Below are 19,428 nucleotides of genomic sequence, written 5' to 3' on the forward strand. Positions count from 1 at the left end.
GATGAAATTAGCGCTATGGAACCACCCGATCCCATCCCGAACTCGGAAGTGAAACGTAGCCGCGCCGATGGTAGTGCAGCCTAAGCTGTGCGAGAGTAGGTCATCGTCAGGATTCAAACCAAAAACCCCGCTGCCAGAAGCAGCGGGGTTTTTCTTTGTGCGAAACAAAGGCGCACGCGTACCTGTAGGAGCGGCGTAAGCCGCGAAGCTCGTAGCAACAACGACGCGGAAGGGCTTGAGCGAAGCTGGAAGCTAGGAGCTAGGAGCTAGGAGCTAGGAGCTAGAAGCTAGAAGCTAGAAGCTAGAAGCTAGAAGCACCCCCATCCGCCCTTCGGGCACCTTCCCCCGCAGGCGGGAGAAGGGAAAGAAAGAGCAGAAGCCAAAGCCAAAGCCAAAGCCAAAGCCAAAGCCAAAGCCAAAGCCAAAGCCAAAGCATGGGGCTCTGCATGCTCCGCGCGTAACGCCCCTGCCGAACATGGTCCGGCACTACGGTTTCGCCGGTCCTGTTGGTGAACCGTCACCAAAACCGTTGGAAGCTTAGAGGCTCGCTGTCACCGCAGGCGCACAGCGGCCATTGTCGTCAGCTTGTTCGAACCATGTGTTCACCGCGCCCGATAGACGATCCAGACGCATCGGCAATGTCAGGTGGTCTTCGGCTGCGACTTCAAGATAGCGCGCGTGCGGTGCGGCCGCCGCCAACGCACGGCCCTGTGCTACCGGAATGTGTTCGTCATCGCGGCCATGTATCAACAGCACGCAGGCTGGAACCTGTGCCAAGGCCTGGCCGACGTCGACCTTGTCCAGATTGATGCCCAGTTTGCGATCAGTGGTGGCGATGGCTTCATCCAAGCCGCGACCACCGTACTGCCAGCGCGCCAGCGGCAGGGCGACATAGTCGCTCCAGCGTTCCGGAGGCTTGGCCAGCATGTGCGGCACCATCGTGCGGATTGCTTCGCCGGCGTTGTCGAAGGATTCCATGGCCACGACGCTGCGTAGCTGCGGGCCCAGCTCACGTGCGGCGAAGATCGCGGTTGCGGCACCGTAGGAAACGCCGAGCAGGTGCACCGGGCCGCTGATCTTGCCTTCGCGCTTCAGAGCTTTCAGTGCCGCGACTACATCCTCGCCTTCGCGGGTGCCGTAGCCGGAAAGTGCATGACCCGAACGACCGTGATTACGCAGGTCCAGCGCGATTGTGCGGTAACCCTGTTGTGCCAATTCCAGTGACCAGGGCAGCAATGAACCGCCGTCCATCATCCAGCCGTGCAACAGGATCACCGTGCCGCGTGGCTGGATGTGGTTCTCGATGCTTGGTGCCGATGCTTCCAGCGAGAACTCCGGGAAGCGTTGGCCCTTGCCGAGATAGCGGTAGTCCAACCGGTAGTCGCCTGGCTCGAATGACACCCAATGCAGGGCAACGCCATCACTGCCAGTAACGTTGCCCTGCTGATGTGGCAGGTTGGCGAGCAGTGCGTCGATGCGTTCGGTGGGGACCAGCGGCGATGTGCCACCAGGCGCGGCCAAGCGCTCACTGAGTGAAAGCGGGGGAACGGGAGATGAGAGGGCAAAGCCAGCCAGCATCACGCAGACGCCAGCCAGCGCCAGCGAACGAAGCATGGCGGGAACCGGTTTGGTGAGCCTGCCACGGTAGTGACAATGCAGCGCCGCATCTACCGCGTGGCGATGACAGGCAGATGACCGTTGTGTGGTGTTTGGGTTGCGGCGGCCGGTATCGGCTGGGCTGGGGACCTTGCCCTGATCGAAACTGGTGGGCGTGGGAGGCTGCGGCAGTTTGTAGGAGCGGCGTGAGCCGCGAAGCAGACCGTGTACCCGTGATCAATGAGCGTGCAATTGCAGCTTGTTCTGTCTACCGAACAGCGATGTTGGGTTATCTGGTGAGGCGGGTAGAGCGGCCCTCACCCCAACCCCCGCTACGCACTCCGGCCCTCGCGCCAGCGCAAGGGCGCTCAAGTGGCCGCGAACCGGTGGTTCGCAAGCGGCCCCTCTCCCCCCGCAGGCGGGAGAGGGGCTTCAAGCAAAGCGCGTTGGATGGTCGACTGTGCGGTCGCCATCCAGCGCCGTTGTTACCTCGATCAGAAACGCTGCTGGTACTTCATGTACATGAAACGACCGATGTCGAAGCCACCGTAATAGGTGAAGCTGCTGTTCGGCTGGCTGTACATGATCGGGCCTTCATGCTTGAACACGTTGTTGAGGCCCAGCGACACGGTGCCGTTCCACGGCATGGCATAGCGCACCTGCAGGTCGTGGAAGGTGTTGGAGCCCAGCTTGCGGCTCGGCTGCATGTCCGTGTACGGCGACTGGAAGTCCGGGATGTTGCACTCCGGGCCGCCGTCCAGATCGTAGGAGCACTTCTCCTTCATGCTGGAGTAGTAACGGGTAGCCCAGCTCGCGCCGAAGTTGCCGTTCTGCCAATCCAGCGTGAGGTTGGAGCGCACGCGGAAGTTGCCTTCCCAGCCGGTGAACTCTTCGACCGGGGTGGTGGCGACGTTGTCGCTCTTGCGCGAGAGGTAATCCACATACGTGGTGTTCCAGCGCAGCGACAGCTGGCCGTGGGCCATTTCCGGCAGGCGATAACGGACGCCGAGGTCGTAGCCTGCGGTTTCCTGGTAGCCGGCGTTGTTCAACGAGCGGTTCATGCCGCTGACCTGGCCCTTGTTGGTTCCGGAGCTGTAGCGGGTGAAGCGGTCGCAGGCCGAGGCAATGCCCTGCACATAGCACTGGTTGAGGATGTCGGTGGCCGACTCACCAACGATGACGTTGTCGATGCGGATCTTCCACCAGTCCAGGCTCAGGTCCAGGCCGCTGACGAAGTCCGGGCTGTAGACCAGGCCGACGGTCCAGGTCTTGGCGGTTTCCGGGTTCAGCGCGGCGTTGGAGCCCGAGGTGAAGTCGGTGACGGCCTGTACGCCGGAGGTGGTGGCCAGTTCGCCGTCGCCGGTCTTCTGGCGGAAGCCTGCGCCCATGCCGGCAGCGGTGCAGCGTGCTGCCACTTCGGCATTGCGTGCGGCCGCACCGAACGAACGATCGCAGGGGTCGGTGACGCGGTCGCGGGTGGTGACGGTGCCGCCGTACAGATCGTCAACGGTAGGCGCACGGAAGCCGGTGCCGTAGGTGGCACGTACCAGCAAGGTGTCGATCGGCTTCCACTTCAGGCCGAACTTGCCGTTGGTGGTGCCACCGAAGTTGTTGTAGTCCGAGTAGCGGCCGGCCAGGTCCAGCGACAGCTCGTGCACAAACGGCAGATCAGCCAGCAGCGGAACCTGTACTTCCAGGTAGACCTCGTCCAACTTGTAGTCGCCACGCGTCGGCGCACCGCTGGTGCCGGCGATCTGGCCGTTCTGCACCATCAGGTCCGGGGTGTAGCTGGCTTCTTCGCTGCGATGCTCAACACCCATCGCCGCCATGATGTCACCGGCCGGCAGGCTCGCCAGCGAACCGGAGATGTTGGCGCTGACCACTTGGTGGTGCTGCGGATTTCATCGTTGAAGCGGGTGAAGATGAAGTCGCGCACCGCCTTGTCGCTGAGTGAGCCGGGGGTGTTGCTACCCGCTGGTGCCAGCGGATTCCACGGCACGCAGCCTTCGATCACGTTGCCGACGCTGCCGCAACGGGCCACGCCGGCGGCATCGATGAAGGACGGGCCGACGGCCAGGTTGACGTTGGGCTGGTACATGCTCTGAAGGGTGCGACGCTCGCCTTCATTGCGGTTGAACATGTAGCTCACGTTCCAGTCCCAGAACCGCGAGCCGGTCTCGAAGCTGCCTTCCAGGCCGACGCTGGCACGCTTGGTGGTCAGGGAGTTGTTGGTCGCACGCGGGTATTCCTCGGTGCGGCGCGAGAACAGCACGTCCTTGCCCCAGTGGTTGAACGCGCTATCGGCCGAGAGTGCGGCGCGCGCACCGCTGGCAGCCTGCGCAGCCGACACCGAGTACGGGTAACCGGCAAGTTGCTTGACCGACTCGCGCTCGCTGTACAGAACGTCGGCGACAACGCGCAGATCATCTGTGATCTGGAAACCAGCATTGGCAAACGCCGACTTGCGCTCCAGCGAGGAGAGCAGGGTCATGTTGGTCTTGGTGTTGGCATAGGTGGCCGGATCGCGCGGCTTGAAGTTGGCCACGTTGCTCGGATCACCACCCGGGCCGACGCTCAGCGTCTTGCCGTCGACGGTGACCGAGCCCCACTCGGTGGTGCCATTGAGCCCGTCGGCGGGGTGATAGGGGCCATTGGGATAGGCGGTGAATTCACGCGCGCCACCCAGTACCGGGTCTTCCTCGGACTTCTCTGCGCCGATGCTGAACCAGCCGCGGTCGAAGGTCTTGCCGAAGTTGGCGCTGTAGGAGCGCTTCTGGCCGTCGCCTTCGCCGTACTGGCCGACATAGGCGCTGGCGTTGCTGCCGTCGAAGTTCTTGCGGGTGATGACGTTGACCACACCGGCGATGGCGTCCGAGCCGTACAGTGCCGAGGCACCGTCGGTCAGCACTTCAACGCGCTCGACGATGGCCGATGGAATCGAACCGACATCGGAGAAGCCGCCGGCGCTGACGCCCATGCGGCGGCCATCGATCAGCACCAGGGTGCGTTCCGGGCCAAGGTTGCGCAGGCTGACATACATGCCGCCGTAGTCGCGGCCGGAGGACAGCGCCGAGGCGCGGCTCAGCGACGGCGCGCCGGCAGCGGTGACGTCCTGCAGAATGTCGGCGACGTTGACGTAGCCCTTCTTCTCGATTTCCGCACGGCTCAAGGCGATGACCGGCTGTGCGGTCTCAACGCTGGCTTGGCGGATGCGCGAACCGGTGATCTCGACACGGTCCAGCGTGGTGGTGGTTTCGTTTGCGTCCTGTGCGAACGCGGTGAGGCTGCAGCTGCCGAGCAACGCGAGGGTGATCGCGGAGCACAGCGGGGTCGACTTCAAATACATCGCTTTCGGTTTTCCTTTATACCAACTACAAAAAAGGCGCCCTTGTGGGGCGCCGTCACAGATGCATCACCGCTTGGGGGAGGGACGCAGCATCTGCCATCACAGCTCCGCTGGCCGCCGGGACTTGGGCGGGGGCGCATGATGACCGAAACAGATGGATGCGTGAAGGTAGACTTTCCGCCAACCCACCTGCACGCAGGCAGGTGGGTTGCTGGCCTGGCGAGCTGCGCCGCGTTGAATCAGGTCTCGCGCAACGCGGTGGTGATCGGCAAGCGCGCCGCGCGCAATGCCGGGAACAGGCCGCCAATCAAGCCAATCCCCAGTGCCCACTTCAGGCCGCTCCACAACAATGGTGGCGAGACCTTGAACTGGAACACCACCTGGCTGAAGTTGTTGCCCAAGGTTGATACGGTGAAGTTGTTGAACGCCAACCATGCAACTACACCACCGAGCAGGCCGCCCAGCAGTGCGAGCAACATGGTTTCCAGCATTACCGCAGTGACCACCGGCACGCCGCGGAAGCCGATTGCACGCAGCGTGGCGATCTCCCGCGCACGTGTGGCGACGGCGGCATACATGGTGTTGAGCGCGCCGAACACCGCACCGACCGCCATGATCGCACCGATCACCGTGCCCAGTATCTTGAGCAGTTTGTTCAAACCGCCGCCCTGCTTGCTGTAGTACTCGGCAGTGGTCTCCACATCCAGTTTCAGGCGCGGATCGTTGGCCACTGCAGCCTTGAATGCCTCAAAGCCTTGTTTGCCATCGGTGCGTACGTTGATCGATTGCCAGGCGCTGCGGTTGTAGGTGGTTGCGAGGGTCTGCGCATCGGTCCACAGCTCCGAATCATGCGCATCGCCGGATTCGAAGATGCCGACCACGGTCCATGCCTGATTGCCCAGCATCAGTTGCTTGCCTACTTCCAGCCCCTGGAACTGTTTCTGCGCACCACGGCCGGCGACGATCTCGCGCAGGCCGGCACCGAACTTGCGGCCTTCGACCAGGCGCACTTTGTCATGCACTGCCCAGGCCTTCTCACCGACGCCACGGAACTGCGCGTTCACATCGGTGCCGTCGCCGCGCGAGGTGAGGTTCACCACCTGCGAGACTTCAGCCGACACCAATGGCCGACCATCCTCGCCGCGTTTCACACCCGGCAGGGTTTCCAGCAGGGGGACCTGATCGCGGGTGATCACCGAGTTGGTCTCGGCCTGCGAGCCACCGCGCAGGACGATTGCGGTGCTGTCGTCACCGGTGCTTTCCAGCGTGGCCTGGAAGCCGTGGCCCATCGCCAGCATCGCCACCAGTACGCCGACCACACCGGCAATACCAATCACGATCACTGACGAAGCGCCCCAGCGCTGCGGCAGGCTGGCAAGACCAATCCGGGTTGCAGCCAACGCCAAGCGTCCGGTGCGCGTGAGCATCAGCCACAACGCGATCACCACCGCGAGCACCGCCACACCTATCCACGGCAGTGCGATCCACACACCAAGGCCGACTACCAGCAGCAGGATAACCAGCGCATTCGAAAGAAAATTCTTCATGTTGTTGTCCTCAGCGCCCGGCCAATGCGTCGACGATCTTCAGGCGCTTGGCCCGTAGCGCCGGCAGCACGCCCACAACCAGCCCGATCACCACGATCAGGACAGTTCCCACGATCCAGGTCTGTGCCGGTACATGCGGAGGCAGCATGCCCATGGTCTGCGGTGCCAGTACCGGCAGTACCACTGCAGCCAGCCCCAGCCCGATGGCACCACCCAGGCCGACCAACACGATCGACTCCACCATCACCAGCATCAGCATGGTGCCGTCCTTGAAGCCCAGCGTCTTCAGCGTGGCCAGCTCAGGTACGCGCTCGCGCACGGCCTGGGCCATGGTGTTGCCGGTGAGCAGCAGCAGGGTGAAGAACACCGCACCCATGATCGAGGTGACGATCATGCCGATATCGGCGAACTGCTTGATGAAGGCCTGCTGGAAGGCAGACTCGGTCTGGCTCTTGGTTTCGTGATCGGAGTTGGCCGAAATTGCGTCGATGGCCTGGGCAACGCGCGAGGCGTGATCAGGGTTGTCCAGGCGCACGGTGTACCAGCTGACCTGGTTCTTGATGTAGTCGTTGGATTCGTCGAAGTACTTCCAGTTCATCATCAACTGACGTTCTTCGTTGGCGGCGGTTGCGGTGTTCTTCGACTTGAAGATGCCGACCAGCTGCAGCGGCCAATCGTTGCTGCCACCGCGCGGGAAGATGGTGGCCTGCAATGGAATGGTGTCACCGATCTTCCAGCCGAACTGCTTGGCCAGCGACTCACCGACGACGGCGCCAGTGCGCGTGTTGCGGAATGCATCGACCTGTTCTTTCGGGATCTCGAACTCGGTCATCAGATCAAAGTAGTTGGGTGCGACCGAGAAGTTGGGGAAGAAATTCTTCTGGTCCTGGTAGATGCCGCCGAACCACATGGCATAGGTGACATCCTGGACACCTTCGACCTGGCGGATCTGTGACTCCAGGCGGATCGGCAGCGACTGGGTGATGGACAGCCGTGAAGCCACCACCAGCCGGTTGGCACCGGCCACGCTGTTGCCGCCATTGGCAAAGGCCACCCGCACCGAATCGAGCATGCCGAACAGAAGGAAAGCGGTGACGATGGACAGCAGGGTGAACAACGTACGTGTGCGGCTGCGGAACAGCTGCGCCCAGATCAATGAGAAGTACTTCATGGCCGTGCTCCTCAGTGCACCGGGGCGTCGACCAGCTCGCCCTTGTCCAGATGCACGGTGTGGGTGGCGTACTCGGCGGCCTTGGGATCATGGGTGACCATGATGATGGTCTTGCCGTGTTCGCGATTGAGCAGCTGCAGCAGGCCCAGTACTTCCTCCGCGCTCTGGCGGTCGAGGTCGCCGGTGGGTTCGTCGCAGATCAGGAAGGTGGGATCGGAAACGATGGCACGGGCAATGGCCACGCGCTGCTGCTGGCCGCCGGAGAGCTCGTTGGGGCGATGGTCGCGGCGATCGGCCAGGCCGACCAGGGTCAGCGCGATCTGCGCGCGGCGCTTGCGGTCGGCGGCGTTGAGGTTGGTCAGCAGCAGCGGCAGCTCGACGTTCTTCTGCGCGCTGAGCATGGGCATCAGGTTGTAGAACTGGAATACGAAGCCAACGTGGTGGCTGCGCCAGGTGGAAAGCTGGCCGGCGCTGAGCTGGTCGATGCGCTGGTCTTCGATGTTGATCTCGCCACCGCTGGGGGTGTCCAGGCCGCCGATCAGGTTGAGCAGGGTAGTCTTGCCGGAACCGGACGGACCCATCAACGCGACGAAGTCGCCGCGGTCGATATCCAGGTTGATGCCGTGCAGGACCTGCACTTTTTCCGGGCCACGCTGGTAGGTCTTGGTGATGTTGCGCAGGGAGACGAGGGTGCTCATGGATGATCCTCAGCAGTGACGCGGTGGTGTTTGAGATGGGATATCGGAAGTTCGATGCCGGACGTTTGAATGCTTTGCTTCTGGTTCCCTCCCTTTGCCGAAGGCAAGGGGAGGGCTAGGGAGGGGGGCTCTGGCTCTGGTTTCAGCTCTAGCTCTAGCCGTGGCTGTGGCTCTAGCTGTTGCTTCCGCCGTTGCCGTTGCTTTCCCCTCTCCCGCCAGCGGGAGAGGGGAAGGGATGAGGGCAGCTTTTGCTCCTGCCGTTGGCTTCTGCAGTGCCTGTGCTTCAGGTGGTTGACTGCTGCAACGACAGCAACAGCAACAGCTTTCGCTCCCCTATGGGGAGCGAGCACACCTTTCTTTGCTTGTGCAAAGAAAGGTGGCCCAAAGAGGCGCCTTTTCAACAGCCGAATGGCTGGTCAAGCACACCCTGCCTCCGCGCCCACGATGCTCCGCATCGCGGGTCCACTCCGCTGCCGGGATTTTTCGACGAGACATCCCTGTCTCGTCGAAAAACGACGTGCATCCATGCACGTCGCCCCGTCGGGGTCCTGTCCGTCAGCTCCGTCGCTGCGGAAGGGGCCCGATAAGGCAAGAGCTAAAGCTAAAGCTGCCCTCATCCCAACCCTTCTCCCGCAGGCGGGAGAAGGGCTAAAGCAACAGCCAAAGCAACAGCCAAAGCCAAAGCAACAGCAACAGCAACAGCAACAGCAACAGCAACAGCGCTACTTCAGCGCATCAGGTGATTCGCGCCAGCGCGGCAAAGATCACAAGCCCGCGCTTACTTCTTCGCGTCTTCCAACATCACCTTGTCGCCATCCTTCAATTCCGCTGCAGGGCTGAGCACCACCGTCTGTCCGGCACTCAATCCCGACAGCACCTGCTTGTCCTTGGCCAGGACCTGGCCCAGTTCCAGCGTCTGCTGTTTCACCTTGTCGTCGGCCTGCACTACGAAGGCGACTGGCTTGCCATCACGCTCGACAATCGCGGCAGCCGGTACGCGCACACCCTTCGGTGCTTCAGTGCCGGCAGCAGCGGCCTTTTCAAGGAAGCTCACCCGTACGCCCATCTCCGGCACGATGCGCGGGTCCTTGGCCTCCAGGGCTACCCTGACCTTCACCGTGGCCTTGCCGCGATCAGCAGTGGGAATGATGGCGATCACATGGCCCGGGATCTTCCAGTCCGGATAGGCATTGAGCACGATTTCGACCGGCATCTTTGGCTGAACGCGGCCAATGAAGGCTTCGCCTACTTCCACTTCCACTTCCAGCGATTCCATGTCGACGATGGTGCCGATACCGGTACGGGTGAAACCACCACCGGCCGACAGCGGCGAGACGATCTCGCCCGGCTGCGCAGCCTTGGCGGTGACCACGCCTGAGAACGGTGCGCGCACCACGTTGTTGTCCACGCCCAGGTCGGCGATGGCCAGCGCGTCCTGCGCGACCTTGGCGTTGTGGCGTGAAGTGGTGAGCTGCGCGCGCAGGCTGTCGCGCGCGGCCACGGCTTGGTCGTACTGCGAGCGCGAGACCAGCTGCTGGCCTACCAGTGATTGCAGGCGGCCCGCTTCAGCTTCGGCCTGGCGCAGCTGTGCCTGCAGGCCCTCGCTCTGGCTGCGGGCGGCATCGAGCTGGGCGGCGTTGAGGCTGCGCTGGGCGTTGGCGTCGATCGGGTCCAACGTGGCCATTACCTGGCCTTCTTCAACCCGCATGCCTTCCTCGATCATCACCTCGCGGACCTTGCCGGTGATCTTGGCCGATACCGTCGCCATGCGCCGGGCCACCACATAGCCGCTGGCGTCCAGCACCGAGCTGGTTCCGGCACCGGCCTGGTTCATTGCCACCACCGGTGCGGTCTGCACGGTCACTGGCTTCTTGCCGCCGAGCAGGGCGCCAATGCCCAGTACCAGCAGCAAGGCCAGCACCAGCCCGATCACGACCCACAACCAGCGCCGCGCCGGTGCAGGGCCACGCGGTGACGGGGCGGAGCGGTCGATGCGGAGTTCCTTCAGCAGTTCAGCGGATGAATTCATGGGTAGCAGGACGGCGTGGGATGGGAAATGTGACCGCAACTTAGCGCAATTCGCGGCATCAGGCAGCGAAGCAACGGACTGGGCGAATCATAGGTGCCGCTGTGCCCGCTGCGCAGGTGACGGCTGTCATGTGCTTTGCCTGATCGCTTTCACTGGGGGGCGCGGCAGCTGCGACCTAAGGTACTGCCATTCCCTGGAGAAGGCCGCGGCAATGGCAGCACACAGTGAAGTACTGGCAAGCCTTCGAGGCGTGCACAAACACTATGGCGCAGTAACGGCCCTGGATGGCGTTGACCTGGAACTGCAGGCCGGCCAGGTGCTGGCGTTGCTCGGGCCCAATGGTGCCGGCAAGACCACCGCCATCAGCCTGCTGCTGGGCCTGCTGCGCGCCGATGCCGGCCGGGTCCAGTTGTTCGGACAGGACCCGCAGCAGTTGGCGGCACGGCGGGGCATAGGGGTGATGCTGCAGAGCGCCGCGCTGCCGGAAACCTTGAATGTGGCCGAGCTTGTCCAGCTGTCGGCCAGTTACTACCCGCTCCCTCGACGCCTTGCCGAAACCGCCGCTTTGGCCGGCATAGAGGATCTTCTGAAGCATCGCTACGGCAGGTTGTCCGGTGGCCAGCAGCGGCGAGTACAGTTCGCCTTGGCGGTGTGCGGGCGACCACGGCTGCTGTTCCTGGACGAACCCACGGTTGGCCTGGACCTGCCGGCGCGGCAGCAGTTGTGGACGACGGTGCGGGCATTGGTCGCTGAGGGGACTGCGGTGGTACTCACCACCCACTACCTGGAGGAGGCCGAGCGCCTAGCCGATCGTGTCTGCGTTTTGTTGCGTGGCCGCATCGTCAGCGACGGCAGCGTCGATGCACTGCGTGCGCGGGTCACCCATCGCAGCATCCGTTGCATCAGCGCGCTGGCGGTGGAAATGGTGGCAGCTTGGCCGGGGGTGTTGCAGATCAGCCGCGACGGCGATCACCTGCAGCTGCGCAGCGACCGTGTCGAAAGCGTGGTACGGCAGCTGCTGCAGGCAGACCCCGCAGTTTCCGGACTGGAAGTGCAGGCGGCGGGCCTGGGTGAAGCCTTCACCGATCTGACCGCTGCCGATGCTGCACAGATACAACGCGAGGCTGCCTGATGAATACCCACTACGAACCCATGCTGCCTGTGATGTCGTCCCGCCGCGTGCTGGGCGCCTACCTGCAGGAGACCCGTGCCGAATGTCTGCGCTACCTGCGCTCCCCCGGTTTCGTGTTGCCTACCTTGTTGTTCCCGGCGGTCTTCTACCTGTTGTTTGCGGTGCTGCTTGGTCACGCCCAGCCCGCCGATGCTGCACGCTACCTGCTGGGCAGTTATGTCACCTTCGGGGTCATGGCGCCGGGGTTGTTCGGCTTTGGCATCGCGCTGGCACTAGAGCGCGACAACGGCCTGCTCACCCTCAAACGCGCGATGCCGATGCCGCCGCTGGCCTATCTGCTCGGCAAGATGGTGATGGCGATGCTGACGGCGCTGGCCATCGTGGTGATCCTGCAACTGCTGGCTACCACCGTGGCTGGTGTGCAGCTCACTGCCTCGCAGATGCTGCGGCTGACTGCGGTGGCAAGCTTCGGCACCTTGCCGTTCTGCGCGCTGGGCTTGTTGCTGGGCACGCTGGCCAAAGGCAATGGCGCGGCTGCGGTGATCAACCTGGTCTACCTGCCGATGGCGGTGCTATCCGGGCTCTGGTTCCCGTTGAGGGTGCTGCCACCGCTGTTGCGCGACATGGCCGTGATCTGGCCCAGCCACCACCTGAATATGCTGGCGCAGGGGGCGCTGGACTTCGAGGTGGGCAGTGCCTGGCCGCATGTGCTGTGGCTGCTCGCATTCACGGTGGTCGTCACCGCTGTGGCTGGCCGGCGTCTGCGTCGCCATGGCTGATGGCATCATTGCCACATTGCACAGGATGAACGCCGATGGCATTGCAGTGCCCTGAATGGTTGAAGCCGGCGCCGGACTCGGCCGTGGCCGACAACATCAAGCTCGGTAAACGGCCGTGGGTGGATGCGATACATCTGCTGTGGACGGTGTGGATATTCATCACGCCGATGTTTGGTGGCGGCTACAGCCTCAGCTGGGTGTTGATCACGTTGTGGTCGTTCCCGCTGTTCGTTCTGTTCTATGTGCTGACATTGGTCAGTGCCCGACGGCATGCACCGATCTTTGCCCTGGCGATGATCGTGCTGGCGATGGCGCTGCTGCCGATCTATCCCTCCGGCATGAGCTACTTCGTGTTCGGCTGCGTGATGCTGCGGACAAACCGGTGCATCAGCGTGCGTCAATACCTGCTGGAGCTGGCCTTGTTGAACGTCGGCTTCGTCGCGTTGGCATGGTGGATAGGCTATCCGTGGCAGGTGGTGGCCTGGATACCCGCACTTACCGTCATCATCGGCCTGATCGTCAATGTCGAGCGCACCAGCAGCGAGAAGGACGCAGCGTTGCGGCTTTCCCATGACGAGGTCCGGCGTCTGGCGGCAACCGCCGAGCGTGAGCGGATCGGTCGCGATCTGCATGACCTGCTCGGGCATACGCTGTCGTTGATCACCTTGAAAATGGAACTGTCGCGCAAACTGTTCGAGCGCGATCCGCAGCGATCACAGCGTGAGCTGGTCGAGGCCGAGCAGATCGCGCGCGATGCTTTGGCGCAGGTGCGCAGTGCGGTCACCGGCTTTCGTGCCGCCGACCTCGCCGCTGAGTTGGCGTCGGCGCATCTGCTGCTGGAATCCTCCCGCGTGCACCTGCGCTATTCGCCACCACCGGCAATGCCGGCGTGGATCGAGGCTGGCTTGTCGATGGTGCTGCGCGAGGCGGCCACCAATATCGCCCGCCATGCACAAGCCAATGAAGCCTTGATCACCATCAACGCATCGCCGGAGGCGGTGTTGATGGAGGTGGTCGACGATGGTCGCGGCGGTGTGTCGGCCAATGGCAATGGATTGGCTGGCATGCGCGAACGGGTGTTGGCCCTGGGCGGTGAACTGCAGATCGAGTCGCCGAAAGGGCAGGGCACGCGCTTGAAGATTCGCATCCCGGTACAAGCACAAGGCATGCAGTCGCAGCCGACGATGATCTCCGCGTGGACCGATACACCAGGCTCGCCGGCACAGGAGGCACGCGCATGATCCGCATCCTGTTGGCTGAAGACCAGGCCATGGTACGCGGCGCACTGTCTGCGCTGCTCAGTCTCGAATCGGACATCGAGGTCATTGGCACCGCCGCCGACGGCGAGGTGGCATGGCGTGAGCTGCAGCGACTCAAGCCTGATGTATTGGTCACCGATATCGAAATGCCATTGTTGACAGGGCTGGAGTTGGCGCAGCGCGTGCAACGTCAGCAACTACCCATCAAAGTCGTGATTGTTACCACCTTCGCTCGCAGCGGTTTCCTGCGGCGCGCATTGGACGCGGGCGTGCAAGGGTATCTATTGAAAGATGCGCCAGCTGAAAAGCTGGCCGATGCGCTGCGCCAGGTGCATCGCGGTGGCCGCGCGATTGACCCGCAGCTGGCTGTGGAAGCGTGGTCCGAGGCAGATCCACTCAATGATCGCGAGCGCCAGGTGCTGCGTTTGGCTGGTGATGGTCGCTCGGCCAATGAGATTGCCGAGCTGTTGGGTCTGTCGCATGGCACCGTGCGCAACTACCTGTCCGAGTGCATCGGCAAGCTGGGCGTGGCCAATCGAATCGAGGCGTATCGTGTGGCGCGGCAGAAAGGCTGGTTGTAGCTTCCTCCCTTGCGCCGAAGACGGAGGGAGGGTTGGGGAGGGGTAGAGCTTTTCAGCTCTTGGCAGGTTGCCAGCTTCGCGGCTCACGCCGCTCCTACAAGACAAGCTTGCATCGCTGGTGAAGCTTCTGCCGAGCATGGCTCGGCACTACACCGCTCCTGTGTTACCGCTTTCCCCGCGCCATTGCCTGGAACACGCCATCACGGCGCACCCAGGCGTGGAACAAGGCTGCGCCAACATGCATCAGCACCGTTGCGAACAGCAGGTAGGCCAGCAGGCTGTGGGCATTGCGCAGCAGTGCATACAGCGATGGCGTGTGCGGCACGATGGCCGGTAGCTGGACGCCACCCCACAGCACGATGGGATAACCGCCTGCCGACAACATCGCCCAGCCGATCAACGGCATCGCCAGCATCAACGCATACAACAGCCAATGCGAGGCGGTGGCAGCCGCTGCCTGCCATGCCGGCAGATCAGCGGGCAACATTGGAGGCTTGTGGCGCAGCCGGTTGTACAGGCGCAGCAGGGCCAGCACGAGAATCAGGAGGCCGAGTGGACGGTGCAGGTCGATCAGGCCGGGACGCAGATGCACCGAGGCAACCATGGTCACGCCGATGAACAGCATCGCCAGGATCAGCACTGCCATGCTCCAGTGCAGTACGCGTGCCAGCAGGTTGAAGTGTCCGTTGCTGCTCATGGCTGCACCTGTGCGTTGTCACGTGCGGCTTCGCCGGTGGCGCGCTCGCGCTCGCGGCGATTGAAGGACTGCGAGTACACCGCCGAGCGGGCAGCAAGGATGGGATCGTCGCTGCCTTCGATGCCCTCGGGCAGGATCAGTGGATCAAAGTTGAGGTCATTGCAGCTGCCTTGTTCCTGCGGCTGCATCTGCTCGATGTTGAGCACGCCTGCGAGCACTTGTTCGCGCTCGGCCGGCCATGGCACGGACGGGTCATTGATCGCGTCCTTTGAGCTTGCCAGGGTCACCACCAGGTTCCAGCGAACCGGGCCCTGTGCGAGCCGCTGCTGCAGATCCTGACTGAGGAAATCCACGCCGGCCTGTTCGCGGCTTGCCGCATCCAGTTCACGCGGCGTGGCCTGTGCTTGCCAGCGCCAACGCACCGCACGACGTTGCCCCTGTGCATTGGTGAACCAGAAGCTGTTGACGCTGTTGAACTCGGTGCTGGCCCAGCTGTCGGTCCATGGTGCGGTCTTGGCCCATTGGGTGAAGGCACGTGCGCTGGGGTACTTTTCCTGGATCGCCGCCAATTTTGCCGGATCCGGCTTGCCGGTGGCCGGGTCCGGGATCTGCGCGCGGGTCTGCTCGTAGAAGGCTTCCGGTGTGGCCACGGCGAGGAACGGGAAGCTGTTCATTGCCATGCGCCATTGCTGGCCGTCATCGCTACTCAGCTGCACGGCGATGCTGCGCACCCGCGCGCTGTTGTCGGCGCCATGCGGGTTGCCGCCGCCTATCGACAGGCGGCCGAGTACCGGTACGCGTTCCTGTTTGAACACACGGGCATGCGATAGCTGCGGTGCCTGTGCGCTTGGTTGGAACCAACCGCTTACGCAGACGCCTTTGCTATGGGCACGGCGGAAGCCGGGGTATTTGGCGCCGGTGGCTTCGATGGCATCGGTGAAATTCTGGGCGGTGAGCCGATCACGGCCAATCCAGCCGGCGAGCCAGGCAAAGCCGAGTGCGACTGCGCCCAGTATCAGCGCGATCAATGCAATCCAGGGCAGGGGAGAGTGCGGCTGGCTGCCGCGTGCTTGCCCGCCGTGACGGGTGAATTTGAATAGGGGCATTGCGGTACCAGTCTTGACCGACGGGAGCGTGGTGCGGCTATACGGTGGCAGAAGTGGCTGCGGAGGGCCAGCGTTACTCCCTCTCTTGCGCGTATGTGCAGGGGCTTTCAGCTCCCTCCCTTGCGCTTAGCGCAGGGGAGGGTTGGGGAGGGGGGAGCTTTTGCGTTATTGCTATTGCTTTGGCTGCTCCCGCTTCTCGCACGGATCGCGGCATGCACGTAAATCAAAATCTGAAGCCAAAGCTCCCCTCATCCCAACCCTTCTCCCGCAGGCGGGAGAAGGGCTAAGGCAATAGCCAAAGCCAAAGCAACGGCCAGAGCCAAATCAACGGCCCTCCCCTGCGCTGCGCGCAAGGGAGGGGCAGGATCACGCGCGGGCCGGTTTGCGTAGCCGCTTGCGCTCCTTGCTGCGTGCACGCCAATTGCGCCAGTGCTGCTGCAAACACGAGAAAATCACATACAGCGCCGGTGTGCTGAGCAGGGTCAGGCTCTGCGAGATCAACAGACCACCGATCATCGCGATGCCCAAGGGGCGGCGCAGTTCCGAACCTTCGCCCAGACCAATGGCCAAGGGCAACGCAGCGAGGATGGCGACCATCGTGGTCATCATGATTGGACGGAAACGCACGATGCTGGCTTCACGCACGGCTTCGGCCGGTGATTTCCCGTGCACGCGCTGCGCGACCAGTGCGAAGTCGATCATCATGATCGCGTTCTTCTTGACGATGCCGATCAACAGCACCAGGGCAATCATCGAGATGATCGACAAGTCGGTATTGGTGATCCACAAAGCCAGCAAGGCACCCATGCCCGCTGCCGGAAGCGTGGACAGGATGGTTACCGGATGCACCAGGTTTTCATACAGCATGCCGAGCACGATGTAGACCGTGGCGATGGCGGCGATGATCAGCATCAGCATTGCTACCGGGTCCATGGCCTGGCGGAAGCCGCCAGGGGCGGCCTGGCGGATATCGCCGGGCATGCGCAGGCCATCAATCACCGATTTGACGATGGCATCACCTTCACCGCTGCTTACGCCCGGTGCAAGGTTGTAGCTCAGGTCCATCACCGTGTACTGGTTCTGGTGGGTTACCTGCGACGGTGCCAGCCCGGGTTCCTGATGGGCCAGGGCGGTCAGCGGAATCATCTGTCCGCTCTTGGACGGCACGTACAGGTCTTCGATCGCGGCCGGGCTGCCGGTCTGGCTGGGCAGTGCGTTGACCACCACGCCGTACTGGTTGAGGTCGGCATAGATGGTGGAGATCTGCCGTTGGCCGAAGGCGCCATACAGCGCGCCGTCGATGGCGCCAATGGTCACGCCAAGCCGCGAGGCCTTCTCACGGTCAATGACGATCTTCTGCATCAGCCCGCCCTTGTCCACGTCCGAGCCGACATCGCGCAGCTGCGGGTGTTGCTTCAATGCGGTTACCAGTTTTGGCAGCCATTCGGCCAACTGCTCGGCGTCGTTGCCCTGCAGCGTCACGCGGTTCTGTGCGCCCTGTGAGCCGCCGCCACCGCCATCGGAGGGCAGGTCCTGGATCGCGCGCAGGCGCACGTCCAGATCCGGGAACTGCGCGGCTTTGGCGCTGAGCCGGCTGACCACCACATTGGTGGGTTCCTTGCGGCCCTCTTTCACCGTGCGTAGTTCGATATTGAACTGCGCGCTGCTGCCCTGGCGGCTGGAGCCCAGCCGTGAGCCAACCATCTTCACCGCCGGGTCGGCCAGGAAGGTATCGCTCAGCCGCCGTTGCCGTTCGCTCATTTCCTGGAACGACACCGTGGCGCTGGAACTGGCGCGGCCCCAGATCAGGCCGGTGTCCTGCTCGGGAAACTGGCCCTTGCTGACTGCGCCGGCCAGATAGAACGTCGCCGCGATCAGCAGCAACGGTGTCAGCGACAGCAGCAAGGCATGGCGCAGCGAGAAATCCAGCGCGACGGTATAGACCTTGATCATGCCCTCATGTACGCGGTCCAGCATGCGATTGGTGCGGGTATCGCGTGCGCCTTCGGCGTGCGGGTGCAGGAAGCGTGCGCACAGTGCCGGGGTCAGGGTCAACGAAACAACCGCCGATACAAGGATCGCTGCAACCAGGGTGAGGGTGAACTCGCGGAAGAATGCACCGATCATGCCCTGGGCGAAAATGATCGGCAGGAATACCGCGATCAGCGAGGCAGTGATCGAGATGATGGTGAAGCCGATTTCGCGTGCACCGGCCATTGCCGCTTCACGGCGTGGCATGCCCTCATCGAGGTGGCGCATGACGTTTTCGATCACCACGATGGCATCGTCGACGACGAAACCAATGGCGATCACCAGCGCCAGCAAGGTGAGGTTGTTGAGGGTGAAGCCCAGCGTATACATCACCAGCGCGGCACCGGCCAGCGACAGCGGGACCGTCACTGCGGCAATCAGTGTTGGCGCCAGCCGACGCAGGAACAGCGCCATGGTCAGGATCACCATCAGCAGGCTGATCATCAAGGTGATCTGCACTTCGGCCAGCGAGGCGCGGATGGTCGGCGTGCGGTCGAAGTACGGCGTCAGCGTGGTGCCTGCATCCAGGTAAGCGGTAAGTGAGGGAATTGCCGCTTTCACCCGGTCAACGGTGGCGACCAGGTTGTCGCCGCTGCGCAGATAGACATACATCAGCACGCCGCGCTTGCCATTGAACCAGGCCGCTTGATACGCATCCTGCTGGCCGTCGTACACCGTGGCCACGTCCTTCAGTCGCACCACCGCGCCGTCATGGGTGGAGATGGCGACGTTGGCGAAATCCGAGGCCTTGCGGATCTGGTCGTTGAGGATGATCGCGGTCTGGCTGGTGCCATCGCTGAGGAAGCCCAGCGGCGAGGCCACGTTGGCCGCGCGCATCGCATTGCGCAGGTCATCCGGGCTCAAGCCCAGTGCGGTCATCGCGCGCAGGTTGAGGTCCACCCGCACCGCGGGAGTGGAGGCGCCGGCGATGTCTACCTGCGAGACGCCGGGCAGCTGGCGCAGGCGCTGCGCCAGCAGCGAGTCGGCGGTGTTGTACAACTCGGCTACCGACTGTGTCTCCGAGGTCAGCGCCAGCGCGATTACTGGATCGTCGTTGGGGTTGGCCTTCTGATAAGTCGGCGTATTGATGCCGGCTGGCAGGTCAGCCATGGCCGCATTGATCGCGGCCTGCACGTCCTGTGCAGCCGAATCGATGTTGCGGCTGGTGTTGAACATCAGGAAGACCATGCTGCGGCCGTCGCTGCTGCTCGAACGCATGGTGTCGATGCCCGGCACCTGGCCCAGGTGCCGCTCCAATGGCGCGGTGACCGTGGCCGCCATGGTGTTGGCGTCGGCACCGGTATTGGACGCCTGCACGAAGATCACCGGTATGGCCAGATTGGGCAGGGCGGCAACGCCGAGCCGCAGATAGCAGACCAGTCCGGCGAAGAACAGGCCGATCGCCAGCAGGGTGATGCCGATCGGGCGCGAAATGAAAGGCGCGGAGATGTTCATC

Annotated in this window: 12 protein-coding genes, 1 rRNA gene and 1 pseudogene; 5 read left to right on the plus strand and 9 right to left on the minus strand. The window is 63.2% G+C overall.

What is annotated here, in order from left to right; translation table 11 throughout:
- A 5S ribosomal RNA gene (rrf, locus tag ACVOL0_RS14110) occupies positions 1–112 on the plus strand; the annotation flags it as partial.
- A gap of 425 nt (positions 113–537) precedes the next feature.
- Here the strand turns inward: rrf and ACVOL0_RS14115 are convergent.
- The 6 genes and pseudogenes from ACVOL0_RS14115 to ACVOL0_RS14140 all read right to left on the minus strand — a co-directional run bounded on the left by ACVOL0_RS14115 (position 538) and on the right by ACVOL0_RS14140 (position 10,387).
- Complete coding sequence (locus ACVOL0_RS14115; RefSeq protein ID WP_481549642.1) at positions 538–1,614, minus strand: alpha/beta fold hydrolase; 1,077 nt, start codon at positions 1,612–1,614, stop codon at positions 538–540.
- 476 nt (positions 1,615–2,090) lie between these two features.
- Positions 2,091–4,942: pseudogene (locus ACVOL0_RS14120) on the minus strand (TonB-dependent receptor plug domain-containing protein).
- Between the two features lie 239 nt (positions 4,943–5,181).
- Positions 5,182–6,489, minus strand: coding sequence for an ABC transporter permease (locus tag ACVOL0_RS14125; protein ID WP_481549643.1), 1,308 nt, complete (start codon positions 6,487–6,489; stop codon positions 5,182–5,184).
- 10 nt (positions 6,490–6,499) lie between these two features.
- Entirely contained in the window at positions 6,500–7,660 is a 1,161-nt protein-coding gene (locus ACVOL0_RS14130) for an ABC transporter permease (RefSeq protein ID WP_481549644.1), read from the minus strand.
- A gap of 11 nt (positions 7,661–7,671) precedes the next feature.
- Positions 7,672–8,358, minus strand: coding sequence for an ABC transporter ATP-binding protein (locus ACVOL0_RS14135; protein WP_481508318.1), 687 nt, complete (start codon positions 8,356–8,358; stop codon positions 7,672–7,674).
- Between the two features lie 778 nt (positions 8,359–9,136).
- Complete coding sequence (locus ACVOL0_RS14140; RefSeq protein ID WP_481549645.1) at positions 9,137–10,387, minus strand: efflux RND transporter periplasmic adaptor subunit; 1,251 nt, start codon at positions 10,385–10,387, stop codon at positions 9,137–9,139.
- A 211-nt stretch (positions 10,388–10,598) separates the two neighbouring features.
- Here ACVOL0_RS14140 and ACVOL0_RS14145 point away from each other — a divergent pair, with 211 nt between their 5' ends.
- The 4 genes from ACVOL0_RS14145 to ACVOL0_RS14160 are packed head-to-tail and all read left to right on the plus strand — an operon-like array spanning position 10,599 to position 14,138.
- A complete protein-coding gene (locus tag ACVOL0_RS14145; protein ID WP_481549646.1) occupies positions 10,599–11,519 on the plus strand; it encodes an ABC transporter ATP-binding protein in 921 nt (306 codons plus the stop codon).
- Positions 11,519–12,298 (plus strand): ABC transporter permease, encoded by a 780-nt coding sequence (locus tag ACVOL0_RS14150; RefSeq protein ID WP_481549647.1) that lies wholly within the window; start codon positions 11,519–11,521, stop codon positions 12,296–12,298. Before ACVOL0_RS14145 ends, ACVOL0_RS14150 begins: the two co-directional genes overlap by 1 nt.
- Positions 12,299–12,333: 35 nt before the next feature.
- Positions 12,334–13,539 (plus strand): sensor histidine kinase, encoded by a 1,206-nt coding sequence (locus ACVOL0_RS14155; RefSeq protein WP_481549648.1) that lies wholly within the window; start codon positions 12,334–12,336, stop codon positions 13,537–13,539.
- Positions 13,536–14,138 (plus strand): response regulator transcription factor, encoded by a 603-nt coding sequence (locus ACVOL0_RS14160; protein WP_481549649.1) that lies wholly within the window; start codon positions 13,536–13,538, stop codon positions 14,136–14,138. Before ACVOL0_RS14155 ends, ACVOL0_RS14160 begins: the two co-directional genes overlap by 4 nt.
- Positions 14,139–14,301: 163 nt before the next feature.
- On the opposite strand, the gene ACVOL0_RS14165 is transcribed toward ACVOL0_RS14160, so the two are convergent.
- The 3 genes from ACVOL0_RS14165 to ACVOL0_RS14175 form a co-directional block, all read right to left on the minus strand.
- A complete protein-coding gene (locus ACVOL0_RS14165) occupies positions 14,302–14,835 on the minus strand; it encodes a cytochrome b (RefSeq protein WP_481549650.1) in 534 nt (177 codons plus the stop codon).
- A complete protein-coding gene (locus ACVOL0_RS14170) occupies positions 14,832–15,941 on the minus strand; it encodes a catalase family peroxidase (RefSeq protein ID WP_481549651.1) in 1,110 nt (369 codons plus the stop codon). The genes ACVOL0_RS14165 and ACVOL0_RS14170 overlap by 4 nt, the downstream gene beginning before the upstream one ends.
- 366 nt (positions 15,942–16,307) lie before the next feature.
- Entirely contained in the window at positions 16,308–19,427 is a 3,120-nt protein-coding gene (locus tag ACVOL0_RS14175) for an efflux RND transporter permease subunit (RefSeq protein ID WP_481549652.1), read from the minus strand.
- Position 19,428: the final 1 nt, after the last annotated feature.

The organism is Stenotrophomonas sp. STEN021 (genome assembly GCF_056760175.1).

Bases quoted from the DNA above. Each gene is read 5' to 3' on its own strand.
- ACVOL0_RS14135 (WP_481508318.1), bottom strand. From the start codon at position 8,358: ATGAGCACCCTCGTCTCCCTGCGCAACATCACCAAGACCTACCAGCGT.
- ACVOL0_RS14155 (WP_481549648.1), top strand. From the start codon at position 12,334: ATGGCATTGCAGTGCCCTGAATGGTTGAAGCCGGCGCCGGACTCGGCC.
- ACVOL0_RS14115 (WP_481549642.1), bottom strand. From the start codon at position 1,614: ATGCTTCGTTCGCTGGCGCTGGCTGGCGTCTGCGTGATGCTGGCTGGC.
- ACVOL0_RS14125 (WP_481549643.1), bottom strand. From the start codon at position 6,489: ATGAAGAATTTTCTTTCGAATGCGCTGGTTATCCTGCTGCTGGTAGTC.
- ACVOL0_RS14170 (WP_481549651.1), bottom strand. From the start codon at position 15,941: ATGCCCCTATTCAAATTCACCCGTCACGGCGGGCAAGCACGCGGCAGC.
- ACVOL0_RS14165 (WP_481549650.1), bottom strand. From the start codon at position 14,835: ATGAGCAGCAACGGACACTTCAACCTGCTGGCACGCGTACTGCACTGG.
- ACVOL0_RS14150 (WP_481549647.1), top strand. From the start codon at position 11,519: ATGAATACCCACTACGAACCCATGCTGCCTGTGATGTCGTCCCGCCGC.
- ACVOL0_RS14130 (WP_481549644.1), bottom strand. From the start codon at position 7,660: ATGAAGTACTTCTCATTGATCTGGGCGCAGCTGTTCCGCAGCCGCACA.
- ACVOL0_RS14160 (WP_481549649.1), top strand. From the start codon at position 13,536: ATGATCCGCATCCTGTTGGCTGAAGACCAGGCCATGGTACGCGGCGCA.
- ACVOL0_RS14145 (WP_481549646.1), top strand. From the start codon at position 10,599: ATGGCAGCACACAGTGAAGTACTGGCAAGCCTTCGAGGCGTGCACAAA.
- ACVOL0_RS14175 (WP_481549652.1), bottom strand. From the start codon at position 19,427: ATGAACATCTCCGCGCCTTTCATTTCGCGCCCGATCGGCATCACCCTG.
- ACVOL0_RS14140 (WP_481549645.1), bottom strand. From the start codon at position 10,387: ATGAATTCATCCGCTGAACTGCTGAAGGAACTCCGCATCGACCGCTCC.